The 21,348-nt window shown below is 63.8% G+C and carries 13 protein-coding genes and 4 pseudogenes; 10 read left to right on the top strand and 7 right to left on the bottom strand.

From position 1 onward, the window contains the following. Positions 1-123: 123 nt before the first annotated feature. On the bottom strand, positions 124-759 hold the full coding sequence (locus Q8N10_RS09665) for a ChrR family anti-sigma-E factor (RefSeq protein WP_304776263.1): 636 nt from the start codon (positions 757-759) through the stop codon (positions 124-126). After that, on the bottom strand, positions 760-1,335 hold the full coding sequence (locus Q8N10_RS09660) for a sigma-70 family RNA polymerase sigma factor (protein ID WP_304776260.1): 576 nt from the start codon (positions 1,333-1,335) through the stop codon (positions 760-762). 633 nt (positions 1,336-1,968) lie between these two features. Between Q8N10_RS09660 and Q8N10_RS09655 the strand changes: the two genes are divergently transcribed. Then, on the top strand, positions 1,969-5,037 hold the full coding sequence (locus tag Q8N10_RS09655; RefSeq protein ID WP_304776258.1) for a PAS domain S-box protein: 3,069 nt from the start codon (positions 1,969-1,971) through the stop codon (positions 5,035-5,037). A 134-nt stretch (positions 5,038-5,171) separates the two neighbouring features. Here Q8N10_RS09655 and Q8N10_RS09650 read toward each other — a convergent pair whose 3' ends face one another. After that, a complete protein-coding gene (locus Q8N10_RS09650; protein ID WP_304776256.1) occupies positions 5,172-5,870 on the bottom strand; it encodes an IS6 family transposase in 699 nt (232 codons plus the stop codon). 712 nt (positions 5,871-6,582) lie between these two features. On the opposite strand from Q8N10_RS09650, the gene Q8N10_RS09645 reads away from it, so the two are divergent. From Q8N10_RS09645 to Q8N10_RS09630, 4 genes are all read left to right on the top strand, one after another. After that, positions 6,583-6,741, top strand: a complete 159-nt coding sequence (locus tag Q8N10_RS09645; protein WP_304776255.1) for a PAS domain-containing protein — start codon at positions 6,583-6,585, stop codon at positions 6,739-6,741. A 3-nt stretch (positions 6,742-6,744) separates the two neighbouring features. Beyond that, positions 6,745-9,318: a PAS domain S-box protein gene (locus tag Q8N10_RS09640; RefSeq protein WP_304776252.1), complete on the top strand. Its 2,574-nt coding sequence runs from the start codon at positions 6,745-6,747 to the stop codon at positions 9,316-9,318. A 51-nt stretch (positions 9,319-9,369) separates the two neighbouring features. Further along, on the top strand, positions 9,370-9,744 hold the full coding sequence (locus tag Q8N10_RS09635; RefSeq protein WP_370690185.1) for a response regulator transcription factor: 375 nt from the start codon (positions 9,370-9,372) through the stop codon (positions 9,742-9,744). 723 nt (positions 9,745-10,467) lie between these two features. Continuing rightward, on the top strand, positions 10,468-10,857 hold the full coding sequence (locus Q8N10_RS09630) for a helix-turn-helix domain-containing protein (RefSeq protein WP_304776249.1): 390 nt from the start codon (positions 10,468-10,470) through the stop codon (positions 10,855-10,857). Between the two features lie 55 nt (positions 10,858-10,912). Here the strand turns inward: Q8N10_RS09630 and Q8N10_RS09625 are convergent. Further along, a pseudogene (locus Q8N10_RS09625) lies at positions 10,913-11,539 on the bottom strand (IS5 family transposase); the annotation flags it as partial. A 72-nt stretch (positions 11,540-11,611) separates the two neighbouring features. On the opposite strand from Q8N10_RS09625, the pseudogene Q8N10_RS09620 reads away from it, so the two are divergent. Both Q8N10_RS09620 and Q8N10_RS09615 read left to right on the top strand, forming a co-directional pair. Continuing rightward, a pseudogene (locus tag Q8N10_RS09620) lies at positions 11,612-12,623 on the top strand (IS3 family transposase). 275 nt (positions 12,624-12,898) lie between these two features. Continuing rightward, positions 12,899-13,402 (top strand): Hsp20/alpha crystallin family protein, encoded by a 504-nt coding sequence (locus tag Q8N10_RS09615; RefSeq protein ID WP_304776246.1) that lies wholly within the window; start codon positions 12,899-12,901, stop codon positions 13,400-13,402. Here Q8N10_RS09615 and Q8N10_RS09610 read toward each other — a convergent pair. Both Q8N10_RS09610 and Q8N10_RS09605 read right to left on the bottom strand, forming a co-directional pair. Then, positions 13,352-14,971, bottom strand: coding sequence for an AarF/ABC1/UbiB kinase family protein (locus tag Q8N10_RS09610; RefSeq protein ID WP_304776244.1), 1,620 nt, complete (start codon positions 14,969-14,971; stop codon positions 13,352-13,354). The genes Q8N10_RS09615 and Q8N10_RS09610 overlap by 51 nt on opposite strands. Positions 14,972-15,251: 280 nt before the next feature. Continuing rightward, positions 15,252-15,734, bottom strand: a complete 483-nt coding sequence (locus Q8N10_RS09605; RefSeq protein ID WP_304776241.1) for an ATP-binding protein — start codon at positions 15,732-15,734, stop codon at positions 15,252-15,254. Positions 15,735-16,024: 290 nt separating this feature from the next. Between Q8N10_RS09605 and Q8N10_RS21030 the strand changes: the two are divergent. Further along, positions 16,025-16,237: pseudogene (locus tag Q8N10_RS21030) on the top strand (integrase core domain-containing protein); the annotation flags it as partial. Positions 16,238-16,802: 565 nt separating this feature from the next. Continuing rightward, positions 16,803-18,006, top strand: a pseudogene (locus tag Q8N10_RS09595) (IS3 family transposase). Between the two features lie 190 nt (positions 18,007-18,196). Here the strand turns inward: Q8N10_RS09595 and Q8N10_RS09590 are convergent. Continuing rightward, complete coding sequence (locus tag Q8N10_RS09590) at positions 18,197-20,740, bottom strand: TonB-dependent receptor (RefSeq protein ID WP_304776239.1); 2,544 nt, start codon at positions 20,738-20,740, stop codon at positions 18,197-18,199. A 197-nt stretch (positions 20,741-20,937) separates the two neighbouring features. Here Q8N10_RS09590 and Q8N10_RS09585 point away from each other — a divergent pair. Continuing rightward, on the top strand, positions 20,938-21,348 hold a 411-nt coding region (locus Q8N10_RS09585), incomplete at its 3' end, for a transposase (protein ID WP_305663910.1).

The raw sequence follows: 21,348 nt of genomic DNA, 5'->3' as shown, positions 1-21,348 counted from the left end.
AGCAGGAGGATTGCAAGATGCAGCAGGAGGCTGACGGCGACCATCGTCGAGGGTCGGCGCAACCGTCGCGTCGCCCCGACCATGTCCATCCAAGGTGACAGGGCCGGGCTCCGCGTCACGGTTTCAGATCCCGAGCATCGGCGTAATGAGCCTGCCCATGCCGCGCCATTCGATCTGGCCCTGAACGACGACAAGACAGGCGCAGGGGCCCTCAGACGTGACCTGTTGCGTGTGACGACTGTCCGGCTCGCTCTCCACGAAGTCGCCTGGGCCGTAGCGCACCCCATCGCTGAAGGCGCCCTGAAGGACGTTTATGAACTCATGCCCGACATGCCGGTGTTGCGGGATATTTTGTCCGGCCGGCGCGCGCAGGATGAAGGCGCGCCAGTTATCCTGCGGCGGAAGCCTCAGATGGGCGGTCCAAAGTCCGGGTCCCATCCAGCGGCGCGGCGCTACCCCGACCTCCGCAATGGCAGGGGGGAGCAGAACGTCGCCCGACATCTCCCCGGGGTACATGGCGGGCTCGGGGGCCTCGGCCGCAAGACGGTCCATCACTCGGTCCAGGGCGCCCATCGACATTGGCGTTGGAGGCAGGGACTCCAGCAGCTGGCCCTCGGCCTCTTCCATCAACGCGACCTTCGCGCGGCACGCGGCGCAGCTCGTCAGGTGACACCTGATCGCCAGAAGAGGCGCTGAGGGCACGCCGCCCGACGCGTAGGCAGCGAGGAGCGAGGCCTGTGGATGCGTCTCGATAGTCAATTATCTGTCACTCAGGATCTCACGAAGTTGCGCCGCCGCCCGCCGCAATCGGGACTTCACGGTACCAATCGGCAACTGAAGTTGATTGGCGATCTCGGCGTGCGAACGGTCCTCGAAATAAGAAAGCCTCAGGAGCGCCGCCTGATCGGCCGGCAAGACGTCCAACGCATGCCGCACTCTCCGCTCGCTTTCAACAAGGTCAAGCTCCTGCTCCGGCGAGCAGGCCATTTCCTCGGGCTCGGACAAACGGGGATCATTGGCGTTCCGTTCCCGCCGGAGCGTGTCGATGCGCAGGTTCCGCGCGATCGTGTAGATCCAGGCCGAGGGGGTCGCGCGGGCAGGATCAAATTGCCCCGCCTTGCGCCAAACGAGCAGCATCGTCTCCTGCACCAGTTCCTCGGCGACATTGCCTGGCATACCCAGGCGCAGGAGGTAGGTTTTCAGCCGCGGTGCAAAGTGATGAAACAGCGATGCGAAGGAGGTCCTGTCCTGCTCATCGGCGATGGCGAGGATCCAATCAGAATGGACCGGGGCAGGCGCGAAGGGCCGCGGCTGCGAATGCTGAACCTCACTCATAGGCCATCAGGCTCCCACCCTGCTGATCAACGACGCCGCTCCGGGAAGCACCGGCTTCAAGTGAGCTATGCATTAACGAACGCTGTTCACGCATGTTCCGAGTCTACGGCCCGGAACCGACCAAGGATGCGCGTCGCCCGACAAATCCAAGTGAAGGCACGAGACAGACCTGGGGCGTGCCTCTCCGCGAGGCGTGGAAAATGACGCGCCTCCCCCGCGGCGATCACCAACATGCACGCCGCGCTTTATGATCTAACGAGCGCTCGCTGAAGCGGGCTTCATGGGGCTTTGTCAGGTTAATCAGCGACAATCGTATAAGCCCCACCCCGCTCCGTCAGGCGGCAGCAGTCGAGTCCCTCCAAGCAGCATGAGCCTCCCCCCGGAATTTAGGGCGTGTGATCCACCGCACAGAACGGCACACCGCTTAGGTAGGGGGTGATCCATGTCCCCCTGCGACGGCTTATCGGTATGCGCATGAAGCTAAACAGCTACGTGTGCATTTCACTCCCAAGGGCGACCGTCACACGCCTCGGGATGCGTTCAGCGCAGCGATAAGATTCCCGGCGCCACGCCCTCACGGCTAGTAGAAGACGACTTAGATTTTCGGCCGAGCGGCTCAACACGGGGGGCGGATTGTCGACAACTGATAAGCCATTTTCGGCGGGGTCCGATGAATTTGGTCGCAACTTCTGGCGCACTGCCGCGCCGGCGAAGGTGGCGCTTCCGGACCTAACCGCCTCGTCGATTGCCGACATAGACTTCCGGCTACTCGCGGACAACGTCCCGACGCCTTGCTGGATTGCAAACGGGGACGGCTACATCGTTTGGTATAACCGGCGGTGGCACGACTACTGCGGGTCCACACCCGAGGCCATGGAGGGCTGGGGCTGGCAGTCGGTGCACGACCCCGCCTTGCTGCCGGTGGTTCTGGATCGCTGGAACGCCTCAATAGCGACCGGTGAGCCCTTTGAGATGACCTTCCCGTTGAAGGGCGGCGACGGCGTCTTTCGACCCTTCCTGACCCGAGTTCAGCCGGTCCCTGACGCGACGGGAAAGGTGGTGCGATGGTTTGGGGTCAACACCGAAATCTTAGACCTGATCGCTGCGGAAACAGCCTTCCGTGCCGAGCGTGACAGGAGCCGGGGAGTGCTCGATGGGATGACCGAAGGCTTCGTCCTCATGGATCCCGACTTCCGGATTCTCGACATCAACGCTGAGGGATTGCGCCTGGATCGTCGAGGCCGTCAAGAGATCGTGGGCAAGACGCACTGGGAGGCCTGGGCTGGAACCGAAGAGGCTGAGCAGGGGAAGATGTACAAGGCCGCGATGGCGTCGCGTGAGCCTAGCGCCCTAGAAGTCCACCACCTATGGGAAGACGGCCACTCGGCCTGGGTCGACATTCGTGCCTACCCCCACCCCGAAGGCCTCGCGATCTTTTACCGGGATATCACTGCCCGAAAGGTCGCCGATCAAGCTCTGCGGCGAGCCGGGGAGATGGCCGCCAAGGAAGCTGCGGAACGCGCGGCAATCCTTGGACAGCTGACGGAAGGCGTCATCGTCACGGACGCCGCGGGACAGATCATATTCGTCAACGATGCAGCGGCGCGCCTTCATGGGGTCACGCAACTGGACGTCGCTCCAGACGACTACACCGACACCTACCACCTGCTCACCGAAACCGGCGCGCCCTATCCTCCTCGCGAGTTGCCCCTGGCTCGGGCGGTCCTGGACGGGGAAAGCACTGTCGATGCGCGTTGGAGGATCGAACGCCCGGATGGGACGCAGGTCCGCGCCATCGGATCGGCTAAGCCGATCTCCAACGATGGCCAGGGCGCAATTGGAGCGGTGCTCACCGTCCGTGACGATACCGAGCGCGCCGACGTAGAAGACAGGCTGCGAGAAGCCTCGCAGCGCCTCGAAATCTTGAATCGAACGGGTGCGTCCCTAGCGGGCGAGCTAGACCTAGAGCGCGTGGTGCAGATGGTGACAGACGCCGGCGTCGAATTGACCGGCGCTCAGTTCGGGGCGTTTTTCTACAACACGATCAATGAGGCTGGCGAAGCCTACATGCTCTTCACCCTCTCGGGCGCCGAACGCAGTGCTTTCGAGGGCTTTGGGATGCCGCGCGCCACGGCGATCTTCCAACCCACCTTCCAGGGGGAAGGTGTCATCAGATCCGACGACATCCTTCTCGACCCCCGCTACGGCCACAGCGCGCCTCACCACGGCATGCCGAAAGGCCACATGCCGGTCAGGAGCTATCTTGCGGTGCCTGTGATCTCCCGCGCGGGCGCGGTGATCGGGGGGCTCTTCTTCGGTCACGCCCAGCCTGGCCGGTTCAACGAACGCCATGAGGGATTAATGATCGGGATCGCCGCGCAAGCGGCTATCGCCATGGACAACGCTGCTCTTTACCAGGCGGCACAGCGCGATCTGTCGGAGCGTCGGCGAGCCGAAGAAGAACTGCGTCACCTCAATGAGACACTGGAGCAGCGGGTCGCCGAAGAAGTCGCCGAACGCAACCAGGCCGAGGAAGCTCTTAGGCAAAGCCAGAAAATGGAAGCCGTCGGCCAGCTGACAGGCGGGATCGCCCATGACTTCAACAATATGCTGGCTGTCGTCATCGGATCGCTCGACCTTCTGGGCCGGCGCATTGGGTCGGAGGACGCTCGGGCGCGGCGCTATGTGGACGCCGCGGCAGACGGCGCACGCCGCGCCGCCCTGCTGACACAACGGCTCCTGGCGTTCTCCCGTCAGCAGCCTCTGAAGCCAGAGCCCGTCAATCTGAACAAGCTCGTGGCGGGCATGTCAGACCTTCTGCACCATTCCCTCGGCGGCGAGGCTCGGGTTGAGACTGTGCTGGCAGCCGGCCTTTGGCCGACCCACGTCGACCCCAACCAGCTTGAGAATGTCGTCCTCAACCTCGCCCTAAATGCGCGGGATGCAATGCCAGGGGGCGGCCGGATAACCATCGAAACCGGGAACGCCCATCTTGATGGCCGATACGTGAAGTCTCATCTCGGCGTCCCCGCTGGGCAGTACGTTCTGGTCGCGGTGAGCGACACGGGATCGGGCATGCCGCCGGAGGTGATCGCCAAGGCGTTCGATCCATTCTTCACCACCAAGGATGTCGGCAAAGGCACCGGCCTTGGGCTGAGCCAGGTTTACGGGTTTGTGAAGCAGTCGGGTGGTCACGTGAAAATCTACTCGGAGCCGGGTGAAGGCACGACCGTGAAGGTCTACCTTCCGCGGCTACTTGGACATGACGGCGACGCAAGCGACCAGGACGAGAGCAGCCCCATCCCTTACGGCGATCAACAGGAGGTCGTCCTGCTCGTTGAGGACGAACCCGCTGTCCGCCAGTTTAGCACCGAGGCCTTGGAGGAGCTGGGATACCGGGTCCTCGCAGCGGACGGTGCGCTCGCCGCCCTCCGGCTTCTCGACGCGCATCCGGAGATTGCCCTGCTTTTCACGGACGTCGTGATGCCGGATGTGAACGGGCGTGAGCTCGCGGACGAAGCGCGGCGAAGGCGGCCTCACCTCAAGGTGCTCTTCACGACCGGCTATACGCGCAACGCAGTCGTCCACAATGGGGTGCTGGACCCAGGGGTCGAGTTGCTCGGCAAGCCGTTCACGATCGAGGAACTCGCCGCAAAGGTGCGGGAAGTGTTGGATATGCGAGGTGGTGAGGTCGGCGAATAGGCGGCGCGTGGGAGCCCGGCCCTCGTCCGCCTCGAGGAAACGGTCAATGACTGGCCGCGTTTTTGCTCATCCTCGCCGACGGAACTGACACGTTAACCGGGGCGAGACGGGAATGGCCCCTCCCCTTCCCCAGTTCAGGCGGCGATGGTCGCGGCCGCCCACTCCCGGTGAGCTTGGGCTCGCAGGGTTCGAAGTCCGGGCCGGGAGGTCAGATGCGGCTGGGTATTGAAGGTATTGTAGACGGCTGAGTGGCTGGAGAGGAAACGCTGGGCCGAACCCTGGCTTTTGAACTTCTGCTGCTTCCGCTCTCGTCGTCGGATGGCCAGGTGGGAGTTCTCAGCGCGGTTGTTCTCGCGCATGCCGCCGGGTCGATGACGGCCGGATAGACCCAGGTCCCGGGCCGCGGCGCGATACGAGGCCAGCTTGTCCGTCGTGATCGCTTCAGGGTGGACACCCTGGTTCTTGAGCAACTTCCTCAGGAGCTTCAGCGCCGCGTGCTTGTTGCGCCGCCTCTGCACCAGGACGTCCAGCACCTCGCCTTCGTCGTCAACCGCGCGCCAGAGGTACATGCGCCGGCCGGCGATCTTCACGACCATCTCGTCCAGATGCCATCGGCCCGTCGGCGGGCCGCGGCGCCGGCGCAGGTTCGCCGCCATCAGCGGCCCGAACTTGTTGACCCAGCAGCGAACCGCCTCGCGGCTGACCTCGATCCCGCGTTGCGCCAGCAGTTCCTCAACGTCGCGGATGCTCAGGGTAAACCTGAAATAGAGCCAGACCGCATAGCGGATCACGTCCGGCGGAAACCGATGACGCTTGAACGAAATTGGAGCCACGCCTTCGTCCCCTGCCGCCCACCGTTTAGGGCCATACTGGAGACAAGTTAGCGTTAGCCTGCCAGCACGTCCTGAAGGGCCTTGCGAGCGTTGCGGTGGGAAGTATCGGCGAAATTGGCGTGCATCGGTGGACTCCCTGTGAGCCGCCACAGTCGAACCGGTCTGCGACAGAAACGGTCGTAGGTATAGGGTCGTCGCTCATAAATATGTCAAATAGGGCAGGCCGCTCGGCATACCGAAATTGCTCCGGGGAGAGGCTGTTCTCGCTGGCTGGGATGGCCCCTGGAATTTTCGCGCCTAATGTATCTTATCGGAAATAAGAGGGAGAATCTATTTATGATTACAATAACATAAGGATGCACTATGCGCCAATGGCGGGTGCTCGGACGTCGCCAATTTGCGGACGACAAACTGGTGCCCACAATCACCCAAAACGGGCGACGTCACCCAGCTATCTGTGCGCAGATCACGTGCCCCGGGGTGATGCTGAAGCGGGAGTGAGGATGGGGACGGAGGCCGCCCCATGTTGGTTGGCCAACGTCTGCGCATGCGCCTTCAGGTGGCGGCACACCCGGTACTAACAACCGAGAGGCGTTTGTGGTCGCTTTGTCGCAGCCGATCGGCCTGCGGGGCCCCTCTAGTTAATGCTTTGCCAAGGCGGATGAACGAGGTTCGTTCAGCGCGTTCCTTGGTCCTCGCGGGGGGAGTCGACATGTACGCCAGCGGAGACATCAATCGGCGGGCGTCTGACGCAGACATCTATCGCGGGTTGGTGGAAGCTAGCACCGACATCATCGTGCGCACGGGCCTTGACGGTGTCCTCACATATGTGTCGCCGGCCTGCCGCGCCCTCGGCTACGAGCCCGGGTAGCTGGTGGGTCAATCGGCGACGGCCCTGGTGCATCCCGACGACCTGGAGCGGCACATGGCGAACTCCGCCAAGCTGCTGACGGGCGAGCGGATCGACCGCGGGATCGACCGGGCTCACCGCTACCGCGCCGGGAACGGGACCTGGGTCTGGCTGGAGGGCAACCCTCAGATTCTGCGAGACGCCGCCGGTCGGCCCGTCGAATTTCTCAACGCCTTTCGTGACGTGACGGCCCGCAAGCATGCCGAGGCGGCCCTGGCCGACGCCCAGGTCCGGCAACAGGCGCAGCACGACCTGTTCGAAAACGCCTTCCATCACGCGCCCATCGGCATGGCCCTAGTGGGCCTCGACGGCGGGTTCCTCAGGCTCAACCGGGCCTTCTGCGAGATCGTCGGCTATCCCGAACCGGAGTTGCTGGCCCTGGACTTCCAGGCCATCACCCACCCTGACGACCTGAACGCCGACCTTGGCCACCTGGCGCGCCTCGTGGCCGGAGACATTCCCAGCTACCGGATGGACAAGCGCTATATCCGGAAGGATGGGGCGACCGTCTGGGTCGGGCTCTCGGTCTCTCAGGTCTACGACGTGGACGGCAGGCCGAAACACTTCGTCGCCCAGGTCGAGGACCTTACCGCGCGGCGCGACGCCGAGGATCGCTATCGCCTCTTGGCCGACGCCTCCACCGACCTCGTGCTCAAGGTCGGTATGGACGATGTCATCCAGTACATCTCTCCGTCTGTCCGCCGCTACGGCTTCGAACCCGAGCAGATGATCGGCCGACACACCGCCGAGTTCATCCATCCCGAAGACCTGAAGCGTGTCGTGGCCACGGTCGGCGAGATCGCCGCCGGCGGGACCGTCGAGGTTTCCCGCGACCGCAGCCTGCGCATGCGCACGCGCGACGGCTATGTCTGGGTGGAGGCAAGCTCCACCCTGGTGCGTGACGAGGCGGGGGCGCCTGTCGCCCTGGTCTCTCAGATGCGCGACGTCGCAGAGCGCCGAGCCGCCTATGCCGCCCTGGCCGAGGCCGAGGCGAAGTTCCGTCTGATGGCGGAAAACGCCACCGACATGATCGTCACCACCGGCCTGGACGGCGCCATCACCTTCGCCGCGCCGTCCTCGCTGGCCATCACCGGCTATGACAGTCAGGAGCTGCTCGGACGGCGGCCAATGGAGCTCACCCATCCCGACGACACCGCCGAGGTTCTGCGCGTCTTCACCAATGTCGCCCTGGGCCGTCCCGGCGAGCCGGTGCGCTGGCGGGTTTGGCACAAGCACGAGGAACGCTGGGTCTGGCTGGAGTCGAACCCGTCCCTGCTGCACCACGACCGTCCCGCCGAGGAGCAGCTGTTCCTCGACGTGATCCGCGACGTCACCGTCCAGGTCGCGCAGGAGACCGCGCTCGCGGAGGTCACGGTGGCCGCCCAGGCCGCCGCGGCGGCCAAGGCGGAATTCCTGGCCAATATGAGCCACGAGATCCGCACCCCCCTGACCGCGATCCTCGGCTTCTCCAGCCTGCTGTCGGCGCGCGACGGGCTGGACGAGATCGCCCACGGCCACGTCGACCGCGTCGTCAGCGCCGGTTGGGCCCTGCTGTCGATCGTCAATGACGTGCTCGACTTCTCCAAGCTCGAGGCGGGCCAGTACGAGATCAAGCCGCGCCCGGTCTCGCCGGTCGGGGTCGCCCACGATGCCCTGCTGATGTTCGCGCCCCAGGCCGAGAGCAAGGGCCTGGCCCTGGAGTTCCAGGCGGACGACGGGGTGCCCGAGGCTCTGGAGCTCGATCCCGATCGCCTGCGCCAGATCCTGCTCAACCTGGTGGGCAATGCGATCAAGTTCACCGACCAGGGCATGGTCCGCCTTGGCCTGCGCTACGACACCGCCCTGCAGCGCCTGCATGTCGCCGTCCAGGACAGCGGCGCGGGCCTGACTGCGGAACAACAGGCCGGGCTCTTCCAGCGGTTCGCCCAGGTCGACGCCTCCTCCACCCGACGGCACGGCGGCACGGGGCTGGGCCTGGCCATCTGCAAGGGCCTCACCGAGGCCATGGGCGGCGAGATCGGGGTGACCGGCGCGCCGGGCCAGGGCTCGACCTTCGCCTTCTTCATCGCCGCGCCGGTGGCCAAGGCCCCCGCGTGCGCGGCCGAGGCCGCCGCGCCCGCCCTCACCCTCGACGGGGTGCGGGTCCTGGTGGTGGACGACAATCCCATGAACCGGGAACTGGCCAGGGCTGTTCTGGAGACCGTCGGCGCCGAGGTCACCGAGGCGGGGGACGGCGAGCAGGCCCTGCTGGCCGCGCTCAGTCTGCCCTATGACGTCATCCTGCTCGATATCCGGATGCCCGTGCTGGACGGACCGGCGACCCTCAGACGGCTGCGCGCCGAGCCCGGGCCGAACATGACGATCCCCGTCCTGGCCTTCTCGGCCGACAGCGACCTGGAACGCTACGCCGAGGAGGACGGCTTCGACGATGTCGTCCGCAAGCCGATGAACGCCGCCGGCCTGATCCACACGATTTCTCACTGGACCCAGTGGGATCCGTTCTCCAGCGAGGGCGCGACAGATGTCGATGCTACATGAGGTCAAACAGATTCGCATCCTGGTGGTCGAGGACGACCCCATGGTGCTGGACTGATCACCACCCGGCTCAGCCTGGCTGGCTTCCATACCTTTAATGCCCGCGACGGTTATGAGGGTTTGGCCCGCTTGAAGGAGGTCGTGCCGGCCGCAATGGTCCTCGACATCAACATGCCGCGCCTCGACGGCTTTGGCGTGCTGAAGGGCATGAAGGCGCTGGGGATCGCCGTGCCCACCCTCGTCCTGACTGCCCGTAACCAGAGCTCCGATGTTCAGGAGGCCCTGAAACTCGGAGCGTCAGATTTCCTCGCCAAGCCATTCCAGGACCAGCAGCTACTCGCCCGGGTCGGCCGCTTGGTGCGCCGCCCTGTCGCCCGGCCCGCCGCCACGCAGCTCCTCCCCGCAAGGCCACCAGCCACCATCATCTGATCGGGCGACGGGGGTCTGGCTTCGGCTTACCGCTAGTGCCTTGTTGAGAACGGTTTTGGTGCGGGCGGCTCCGAAGCGGCTGTCGCGGGTCGCCAGCTCGACCTAGGGCTCGCGGGAGGCCTTAGAACCTGGGGCTAACGCCGCCACGGCTCATCAGTTTGGACCCCGGTTATGTCCTCTGGGCTGGTCCGGTCTACCCGCCGGCGAGCGGACCAGCGGTCTTCGGCTTGAGCCCGACCCAGCCAAAAGCCGCGCGCGAAACCCGGCTGAGCGGGAAATAAGCATTATCGGAAATGATCAACAGCTTGGTCATAGGCGATCTGTGCGACCAAACGAGAAACCCGCATCTACCTAGGCGAATTCCACAACTCAAGTTCGCTGAGCGATTCCTACCCAAACTGAGTATAAGATTTGGCGTATGGCCATACGCGCCGCCGTAGGCGCTCAGCGCGAAAGCCCGCGCCGCCGGGATCCCAGCCCTGAATTTCACGCTATCGCGACTGATTTTCAAGTAGAATCCCCGGTCTCACAAACCGGTGTGTTTTGAATATCGAACGTGATCAGTGAGATTGTCGGCTGCGACACTCGTGGCTTTGCAAAGCTGTAATATTCGCTTTTACTTGCCGAATCTTGAAGCGCCGCGCCGGCCGCCCCCAACCAGCGCGCGCCTTGGTTGAGGAGATCAAGACAGTGTCGGAGCTATCCAACAAAACCCCGGACCCAATGGATGTCGCCCTGGGTGCGGCGGTGCGAATCCGCAGGCGGACCATCGGCATGTCGCAAGATGCCCTGGCCGAGCAGTGCGGCGTCAGTTTCCAGCAGATCCAGAAGTATGAGAACGGCGCGAACCGCATCTCCTTCTCGCGGCTGGTGCAGATCGCCCGCGCCCTGCGCTGCCGCGTGGTGGACCTGATGGACGTCCTCGACACCCCGGGCCACGACGCGGTGGGCGACCTCGATTTGCTGTCACGCATGCGCACGCCAGGCGCCCTGGAGCTCCTGGCCGCCTTCGAAAAACTGCCGCAGGAGGCTCGCGCTTCCCTCGTCAGCTTCATGCGGGCCCTGACCGGCCCCGATGGCGTTCAGCGCAGCAAGCAGAAGGAACTGGCCTAGGTAGCGCGGCGGCAAATATGGTTCTTGGAAAGTAGGTTCGCGCTAGGGCCTGTGTTCAGTTGAGCAACATGATAGCGCCGACCAGATGGATGGCGGCTAGGAAGTTACGTGCGAGCTTGTCGTAACGCGTCGCGATGGCGCGGAAGATGCTTCATCTTATTGAAGAACCTCTCGACGAGGTTGCGCTCGCGATAGAGCGCGAAGTCGCATTGGCGCGGTGTGACGCGATTGGCTTTAGGCGGGATGACGGGGGTGATTCCTCGCCCCGCCAGGGCCCGGATCAGGGCGTCGGCGTCATAGGCCTTGTCGGCCAGGAAGGCTTGCGGACTGATTTCAACCAGCAGCGGCTCGGCTTGGCCAAGGTCGGACGCCTGTCCGGGCGTGAGCGAGAAGGCGACCGGATTGCCCAGAGCATCGACGACCGCGTGGATCTTGGTGGTCAGCCCGCCGCGGGAGCGGCCGATGGCTTGGTCTTCGCCGCTCTTTTTCGCGCCCCGGCGCTGTGCTGGTGAGCCCGTACGATGGTGGCGTCGATCATCATGTACTCATTGTCGTGGTCACTCACCAACATCTTGAATATACCCACAAAAACACCGCTCTCGGACCAGCGACCGTACCGCTGGTGGGTGATCTTCCAATCCCCAAAGCGCCCAGGAAGATCGCGCCAGCGAGAGCCGGCCTGGAGAATCTGGACAGAGTGATAAGTGGAGTTTCTGCCTGACGGCGGCGAGAATGCCGCGGCTCAGGAGAGACCATGACGAAGCGGACGAGACGGAACCACACGCCGGCCTTCAAGGCCAAGGTGGCGCTTGCGGCATTGAAGGCTGAGAAGACGTTGGCCGATTTGGCTTCGCTCTTCGATGTTCACCCGAACCAGATCACCACCTGGAAGGTGGCAACTTCTGGAGGGAGCGGCGGGCGTGTTCGGCCCGGGCTGGTCAGCGTCCGAGGTCGCGCCGCCGGTGGATGTGAAGACGCTGCACGCCAAGATCGGCGAGCTGACGCTGGAGAATGATTTTTTAGCCGGCGCGCTCACCAAGGCCGGCATGCTGAGCGCAAAGCGATGATCGACCGATCGCACGAGTTGCCGTTGACGCGGCAGGCCCAGGTTCTGAAGCTGAGCCGAAGCGGCCTGTATTACCGGCCGGGCGCAGGTGATCACGCTGATGTAGCGGATGCGGATCGAAGCCATCTACCGGCGGCCGAATACGTCGAAACCCGCGTCGGGGCACAAGATTCACCCGTATCTGCTGCGCGGCCTGACGGTGGATCGACCCGATCAGGCGTGGGCGATGGACATCAGCTACATCCCGATGAAGCGCGGCTTCGTCTATCTGGCCGCCGTGATCGACTGGCACACCCGCCGGGTGCTGGCCTGGCGGGTCTCGATCACCATGGCGGTGGATTTCTGCCTGGAGGTGGTCGAGGAAGCCATCGTTCTGCACGGCAAGCCGGAGATCTTCAACATCGACCAGGGCAGCCAGTTCACCAGCGCGGCCTTCACCGGCCTGCTGGCCGACAACGGCATCGCGATCAGCATGGACGGCAAGGGCGCCTGGCGCGACAACGTCTTCGTCGATCGGCTCTGGCGATCGGTCAAGTATGAGGAAGTCTATCTGAAGGCCTATGACAGCGTCGCCGAAGCCCGCGCCTCGATCGGCCGCTATCTGGAGTTCTACAACCGCAAGCGCCCGCATTCGAGCCTGGGCGCCCGCACCCCGGACCAGGCCTATTTCGACCGCCAGCCCCAAGCCCTGGCGGCATGAAACTTTCGCCGCCGGGGTTGGCGCGTCACTCCAGTCGGGCTACGCCCTCCCTGCGTGACGCGCCAACCCCGGCGAAACACAACCGGCAGAGATTCCACTTAGCCAGCGGCGATCCCTGTCCAGACAATCCCGGCCACCGCTGTCAGGTCAGGGGCCATTTTTGGGAAAGTGGCTGTGCTGTCGCGGCGGTTGGGCAACAGCGAAGGGGGTGACGAGGGCCTTACCAACGGCGCCCTCAATTCGCCGCGATCCGACCATCCTCTAAGGAAGGTAAAGTGCCTGAGGAGTTTGCGATGATTGGTGATGTTTCCATCAAAGTAGGACGGCGGCTATATTCTGCACGGCTTGAATACGACAGCCTCATCGGGCGCGGCCTCGCGGGTATACGGCGAGGGATTGAGGCAAAGCTTAGTCCGTCTGCAGGCGCGATTCCCCCATTTAGAATCATGCAGACGATAGAAGATGTAACTGTCGCGTTCAACGCCCCCGGCTATTCCAGTAAGGATCTGATCGTCGAGGTCAGCCCCGAGTGTTTGCGATTGCAGGCGGCCGGCCAGCAATGGCGGGCCGGCGAGATCGGAGCCCCCTTTGACTGGAGCGTCGCTCTGCCGGAGCCTGTCGATACTGATCAGGTCCGAGCAACGCTTGAGGATGGCGTCCTGACGGTGAAAATGACCAAGGCCGCGTGGGCGCGGGGTGACGCGAAGCGCGTCCCCGTGCGTGGAGCCTCAGTCGCGCCGGGACAGGCGCCACAAGAAGGCGACCAAGCCCGCGCCTGAGAGGACCAGGATCACGACCCGCCCGAGTGGGGCGACCTGGTCGTCATGCGCGACGCTGACGATGGCAGCGGCGACGATTAGAGCCGCGAGAACGACCCCGAGCGCGAGACTGTCGCCAGCGCGTCTCACGGCGCGCGGCAAGTCGGCTAAGTCTGAACTCGAGACCTGGACGATAAGGCCTTCGCGCCTGACCCGGCCGATGCTCCGCCGGATTGCTTCGGGCGCCATCGCCAGGATCTGGTCCAGCTCCTTGAAGGCGCGGAAGGCGCGGGCGGCCATCGCCTTTGGTTCAAACCGAGAGGCGAAGGCCCGGACGACTACGGGCGCGATCGCGCCGACAACATCCAGGTCCGGGTCGAGCGTCCTCGCCAGGCCTTCGGCGATGCCCAGCGCGCGCATCAGGAGCAGCAGGTCCGGCGGCAAGGTCAGAGCGTGTTCGCGGGCGATCGAGATGAATTCGGCGATCGCCTCGGCAAGCCGGATCGGCCGTCCAGAGTCGGCGGCATAACGCACGAAGAACCGTTCGACGCCTTGTTCGAGGCCAGGCGGGGCGGGGCCGGCGCGCCCCGCCCAGTCCATCAGCACATCTGACACCGCCCCGACATCGGCGTCCACCAGCGAGCCGAGCACGACGAGCACCTGCTCGCGCCGCTTTGCCGAGAGCCGCCCAACGGAGCCGAAATCAAGCAGGACCAGACGACCATCGGGCGTCACCAGAACATTTCCAGGATGAGGGTCAGCGTGGAACACCCCGTCCAGCAGGATCATGCCCAGAAGTCCCCTGGCCGCTTCGGGTGCCAAGGTGCGCGCCAAGGCGGGCTCCTCGCTTCGAAACGCGGCATTGGGACTGCGCCCACGGACGCGTGTGCTGACCATGGTCCATTGCGTAGTGAACTGCTCATGGACTAGCGGCACATGGAACACGGTCGCGCGCTTTCGGATCTCCATCTGATTGCGCGCCTCGATCCGAAAATCGATCTCCTCCAGCAGCACTTCGCTGAGCTCTGTCACGACGCGCATTGGCTGGTGTCGGCGCAGCGCAGGCACGCGGCGCTCGACGACACGAGCCGCCGCCGCGAGCAGCCGCAGATCCGCGCGCATGACCGCCTCGATTCCCGGCCGGCGGACCTTCACGACGACATCTTCACCAGTCCTTAGCCGCGCGGCATAGACCTGTGCGATCGAGGCCGCGGCGATCGGCGTCGCTGAGAATTCCGCGAAAAGCTCGTCCGGCGAGCCTCCAAGATCGACCGTCAGCTGTTCGCGAATCCACTCGAAGGGCACTGGCGAGACGTCATCGTGTAGCCTGCCGAGCCGCTCCGTCAGCTCTGGCGGAAGCATATCCGACCGGGTCGCCATGATCTGGCCAAGCTTCACGAATGTGGGGCCGAGTTCCTCGAGGGCCTCGACAAAACCCTCGTATGCCGCGCCGTCGCCGACCTCGTCTGGAGCCGCACCGCGGAGCAGACCCAACCGCACCAAAGCTGGTCGAGCGCCGGTCCGGGCCAAGGTGCGGAGCACGGTGGCGAGGCGGCGATAGTCCGTTGAAGATAGGGTCAGGGGTGACATGGAGTCTGAATGCTCGGATCGATCCCGCGATGCAAGCTGGCCGCGGCACTCGAACCTTGAAAGCTCACAGGGTTGCTCAGGAAGAACAGTGACACTTGTTCGGGCCCAGCCTCAAGGTTTGTGCGCTAAACTGCGGATTCCGACGAAGCCGGCCGGCTGTACCGATTTGAAGGCGGCCACCGTTCCGATTTGAAGCCGGCCATGGTTCCGATTTGATGTCGGTCACTTTGGACGGCCCTGTTCGGGTCGAGGTGGAAGATCTCGGTGTTGTTGTTCTGGGTCAAGCCTCGGGCTGAAGCGCGCGGCTTTTGCGCAGACTCTCGCCGGCGAGTTCGACACGATCGGCGTTGTGGATGACCCGATCGAGGATGGCGTCAGCCAGGGTCGGATTGCCGATGATTTCGTACCAGCGGCCGATTGGGACCTGGGTGGTGATCAGGACGGAGCCGCGGTCGTATCGGTCTTCGACGATCTCTAGGAGGTCGCGACGCTGATCGGCGTTGAGGCTCTCTGGACCCCAGTCGTCCAAGATCAGCAGATCGGCGCGCGACAGGGCGCGCAGCATCTTGGGATAGCGGCCGTCGGCGCGGCCGAGCGCCAGGGCGGCGAAGAGCCTGGGGACCCGGTGATAGATGACGGACAGATCCTCGCGACAAGCCCTGTGGCCCAGCGCGCAGGCCAGGTAGCTCTTGCCGACGCCGCAGGGTCCGGTGACGAGCAGATTACGCTTCGACCTGATCCAGTCGCAGGTGGCCGGCTTCATTTCGGAACGGTGGCCGGCTTCAAATCGGAACGCTGGTCGGCATCAACTCGGAACCATGGCCGACTTCAAATCGGAATACGCGGCCGGCTTGGATTGGAATTCGCACTAAACCACGCAAGCTGGCTCGAATGACGAACAGCCACGCCGCAGCGCCGGTTTTCCGCTGAGGGCAAGGCCAATGCCTTCGCAGACAACCGGCGCCGATCCCAAGACCGTGCGCCGGGCGATGCGGACTTGCGTAAGCGGCTGCGGGGCCTAGCTGCGGAACAGCGCCGCTTCGGCTAGCCGAAGCCCGCGTCGTCATCGAGCGCTGGCGGATGGACTACAACCGCGTCAGGCCGCACCCGGCGCACGGTGGACTGACGCCGGAGGCCGTGCGGCTGCGCAACTTGATCAGCGAGAAGGAAGGCGGTGCCCAGTGGTATTGCGCGTTCGACCCCGAACGAGTCGCCATCCTGCTCGTTGGCGGCGACAAATCATCAGCCCGTTTGATGACTCCCTAGTAGAACCCGCCCGAACTGACGCCTGAGGCCAACCTATGACTTCAGTCGTTGGATGGCCACATAGAGGCCGGTAACGCCCAGGAAAACCATCAAGCCCCCCAGGCCGCCAACGAGAACGCCGATCATTTTTCCGCTCCTTCGCGCTGTTCTTCCTGAACAACTCCTGAGACGCGTACAGGTTCGACCGGAGTGGCCTGACTTACGTTACTGTGCGTTCCGAGCATCCAGACCTATAACGCCCTTCACCCTATCACCGAACGACTATCGACACTTCGCAACGTGATCCGGCAGCAGACTGTCATTCACACGGAGAGCGGGACGGGCGCCGACTTCGGGCTGGGAGGAGAGCGGCACCCGTCCCGAGCACATTGCGGCATCCAAGGGGATGGAACATGGCCGTGGGACACGATGTCAACCGTAGGCGCGCGTCAGAGCACCGTCCACCGGAAATCGACCACCTGAACCGCCCCGGGTTGAGGTGGCGCCGGAAATTCGGACAGTTTGACCTGCCCCTGATTTTTTCCTCCACGCGGAGCTAGAGTCCGGCCCTTGAGAGGACGGACGGATGAAGCGAGCGAGATTACGGAAGAGCAGATCATCGGGATCCTGCGGGAGAACGAGGCTGGGGCGAAGGCAGGGGAGCTGGCCCGCAAGCACGGTGTTTCCGAGGGCACGATCTACGCCTGGAAGGCCAAGTTTGGCGGGATGAGCGTGTCGGACGCCCAGCGGCTGCGCGCGCTGGAGGACGAGAACCGGCGGCTCAAGTCGCTGCTGGCGGACGCCATGCTCGACAAGGCGGCGTTGAACGAGCTGCTTGCAAAAAAATGGTAGGGCCCGTCACCGTGCGCGAAGGCGTCGCTCATCTGCGGACGATGTTCGAGATCAGCGAGCGGCGGGCCTGCTCCATCGTGAAGGCCGACCGCAAGATGGTGCGCTACCGATCCTGCCGGCCGGCCGCCGGAGACGGCGTTGCGCTAGCGCCTGCGCGCGCTGGCGACCGAGCGACGGCGGTTCGGCTACCGGCGTCTGTTCGTGCTGCTGCGGCGGGAGGGCGAGCCGTCAGGCAGGAACCGCATCTACCGGCTCTACCGCGAGGAGGGGCTGACGGTGCGCAAGCGCCGGTCTCGCCGCCGCGCCATTGGCACAAGGGCCCCGATCCTGGTCGAGGCCAGAGCCAACGCCCGCTGGTCGCTGGACTTCGTGCATGACCAGTTCGCCGGCGGGCGGCGGGCGGCGGGCGGCGGTTCCGGGTCCTCAACGTCGTTGATGACGTCACCCGTGAGTGCCTGGCTGCGATTCCGGACACCTCGATCTCGGGCCGGCGCGTGGCGCGAGAGCTGACGGCGCTGATCCAGCGGCGCGGCCGCCCCGGCATGATCTTCAGCGACAACGGCACGGAGTTCACGTCCACCGCCATCCTGACCTGGGCGGAGGATCACCAGGTGGCCTGGCACTACATCGCGCCGGGCAAGCCGACCCAGAACGGCTTCGTCGAAAGCTTCAACGGCCGGATGCGCGACGAACTGCTGAACGAGAGCCTGTTCTTCAGCCTCGATCACGCCCGCCAGAAGCTGGCGGCATGGACCGTCGACTACAACACCGCCCGGCCGCACTCGGCCATCGGCTACCAGACACCCGCGGCCTACGCCGCGCACCTGAACGCAACAAGCCGACCCGCTGCGCAATGTGGAAGCTCCACGGCCCGGCCTGTTGCTCACACCGCGCCGCAAGGCGTAATCACTGCCGAGACTCTGGTCCGCGCTGGATGAAAGATCAGGGGCAGGTCGGGCTCGCCGCGTTGAGGCTTACAGGCCGCGGCCAGCGTGGCCCAACGTGCGGTGCGGATATCGATCTCGTTGTCGACCACCATCCACTGGATCGCCTGACCAGGCGATTTGCCAGTGACGGAAGGGGTTGGACCGTCTCCCTGCCCTCGCTGGGAAACGGTCCACTGTTGGCTTAGAACCGATACTGGAGTTCTATCCCATAGGTGCGAGGAAAGTTCGGCTTCAACGTGACGCGCTGGACACCGCTGGCCGAGGGGGCTCCGGTTCGGAAATCCTGATAGGCCAACTCATCAAAGGCATTCTTGACGTAACCGATCACTGTGTAGCGATCGTCGGCGTCCTTCCAAAGCGCCCGGAAGTCCACGACTTCGTTCGATGGCGAACGGAAGCCCGGCTGAGCAAAAACGACGGCCTGTTGCTCGTCGGTGAAGGTGTAGGTGCCCCCAAGTATGAGATCCCCCTTAGCAAACTGGATTGTATAATTCAATCCGAGGTTGAGTTTGTTCTCCGGAGTTATGGGAAGCCTGTTTCCAACGAGGGTCTGGGGACGGCTGCCGTTCGGCAAAACGACGCCCGTAGGTCGCGCGCCCGCCTGTAGCGCCTTCGGGTCCGCTGTGTCGACGAAGCAGCAGCCGCTCTTAAGTTCGGTGTTGAGGTACGAATAGCTCGCGAAAATCTGCAGATGATCGATCGGAGCCCACTGGGCCTCCATCTCCAGGCCCCAACTCACAGCGTCCAAATTCACGAACTGACTGCCCGTTGAGCCCGTCGTGGGGTTAAGAACCACGGACAGCGGCGCCTGAAAACCCTTATAGTCCGCGTAGAACAGCGCAGAATTCAGCTGGAACCGCCGCCCCACATTCTTCTTCAGACCGAGCTCGTAGTTGTCGACATATTCGGGATCGGCGTAGGGGAACGGAGCCAGGCCGCTCGAGGCCTGCCAACCACCGGACTTATAGCCGCGGCTGTAACGGGCATAGGCGTTGGTGTCGCCGTCCGGCTGCCACTGAAGACCCAAGGTCCCGCTCCAGGCGTCGTAGTCGCCCGACAGGTTACGCGTCAGGCCACCGCCTGAGAGCTCGCGTACATTGGCGTACAACGGGTTGGCCAGGCAGGACGCGATGGTTGGGCCGCCGCATATGACAAAGGTTGTGAAATCCACCGCGATCCCTTGGCCGACGGCGGCTGGTATCCCCGCGGCGGCCAAGATGGTGGTCGTGGTGTTGGTACGCGACACGTAGCGAGCTGAGTCTGTACCCGACTTCTCATCGACCGTGTACCGGATGCCACCCGTAAGCGTGAGCGTATCGGTGATATCATAGTCGACCTGAACAAAGGCCGCGTAGGAATCCACCTCCAGCGTACCGTCTACGAAGAGGTAGTTCCCCTTCGGGTTCGGCGCCGCCGGGCCTCTGGTCGCCAGACTGATCGGGTTCTGAACGGCCGGATCGTTAAGGACCCGCTGGCCCTGGGGTTGCGCGTAGGTTTGATGATACTGGTACAGACCGGCGATCCAGCGCAGTGGCCCGTCTGTGTTCGATGACAGGTTGATCTCATTGGAGTACCATTTCTGGTCCTCGCGGTAGAAGAACCTCTGGTCTGGCGACACGCCCGTGGCGGTGTAGGCGCCGAAAGGCGTCGCGGTCGGCACGCTGAATAAGCCGGTGCGCGATGAACGATCCTCATCCCCAGCCGTGTCGTAGACATAGGATTGGTAGCCGGCCAGATACTTGAGGGTCATGCCGCCAAGATCCCAGGTGAGATCGAAGTGCAGTCGCTCATGATTGCTGAGCTTACCTTCACTCGTCTGGTTGGTGTTGATTTTGTAGGGGTCGGTCATCGCCGGATTAATTCCTGCGAAGCCGAAGGTCGTATTGTAGTAGAGGCCAGCGTTGCCGAGGCCGGTCGGGGACGTGGTGTCGTAGCGGCTCGTGATCGACTCGTGGACGTTGCCAACGCCGAAGCTGTCATCCCAGTCGAACTTCGAATAGCGCAGGCGGGCCGTGATGTTCTCGCCGAGATCGGCTTCCAGCTGAGCCTCGACTATGTACCGTTTAACAGCGCTTGAATCGCCGGCAGGCCCGAGGTTCTCGAAGAAGCCTTCCTCTCGGCGTTCCAGAGAGCCGCCGAGGAGGAAGCGCAGGCCATCCGTGATCGGTCCTCGAACCAAGGCGTCGGTCCGCCAGGTGCCGTAGTTCCCAAGGACGGCGCGGACCTCACCATTGAAATCCTCCGTCGGACGCTTGGCGATGATGTTCAGCGCCCCACCGATGGAATTGCGCCCGTACAGCGTGCCTTGCGGTCCACGCAGAATCTCCGTGCGTTCGATTAACAGCGACGGCGTGGCTGCATCGGCCATGGAGTTTGAGAAAATGCCGTCCGAGTACAGCGCTACGGAAGGATCCGTGCCGATAGAATTGGTCAGGCGACCAAAGCCTCGGATCGAGAGCCGGTCGTTGTTGGTATAGGTGACGCTCGGCGAAACACGTGCCAAGTCCTCGACGTTGCCTACCCCAAGCAGGTCGCGTCGCTCACTTGTATAGGCCGTCACGGCCACGGTCACATCCTGAAGGCTCTGTTCGCGCTTTTCAGCCGTCACCACCAACTCTTCAATGGTGAAGCCGGTCTCTTGCGCCCAACTAGGCGAGGCCGCAGCCAGAGCGATCGCGGATGCGCCGCATGCAAAGGCGAGTCGTAGATTCATGTAATTTTTCATGTTCCCCCCCCAGTCCGCTAGGCATTGTTGCCTCTATGCTGACGGTAATGCCCATTACTATAATGCCATTGACGCATGACGCAATGCCCCCTCCCCTCGGATCACGCGGCGAGCCTCTAGCAGGCTGTTGAAAAAGTCCGTAGCGGCGCCGGACTTGACATGATCCACTCTTTCCCAGAGGCGTTGAGGGGAAGGCGATGCGGGGTTCGGCCAAGCGCTCGGGGTCGTTGTTTTCGTATGTGGATCTGGAGTCGAGTGTTCGGCGCGATCATCCGCTGAGGCGAATCCGGTCGTTCACCGATGGGGCGCTGGAGAGCCTGACCCAGGACTTCGCGCGGCTCTATTCAGGGATGGGTCGGCCCTCGATCCCGCCGGAAGCGCTGCTGCGGGCGATGCTGCTGCAGGCGTTCTATGGCATCCGGTCGGAACGGCAACTGATGGAGCGGATGGAGTTCGACCTTCTGTTCCGATGGTTCGTAAGGCTGGGGGTTGACGATCCGGCGTGGGATCATTCGAGCTTCTCGAAGAACCGGGACCGGCTGCTGGAGGGTGAGATTGCGGCGAAGTTCCTGGCAGCGGTCGTGTCCCAGCCGAAGGTGAAGCGACTT

The organism is Phenylobacterium sp., assembly GCF_030693625.1.
In the GTDB taxonomy this organism is placed as follows: Bacteria; Pseudomonadota; Alphaproteobacteria; order Caulobacterales; family Caulobacteraceae; genus Phenylobacterium; species Phenylobacterium ferrooxidans.
Note: the sequence above shows the minus strand (reverse complement) of the source record. Positions and strands in the feature narration are given on the sequence as shown.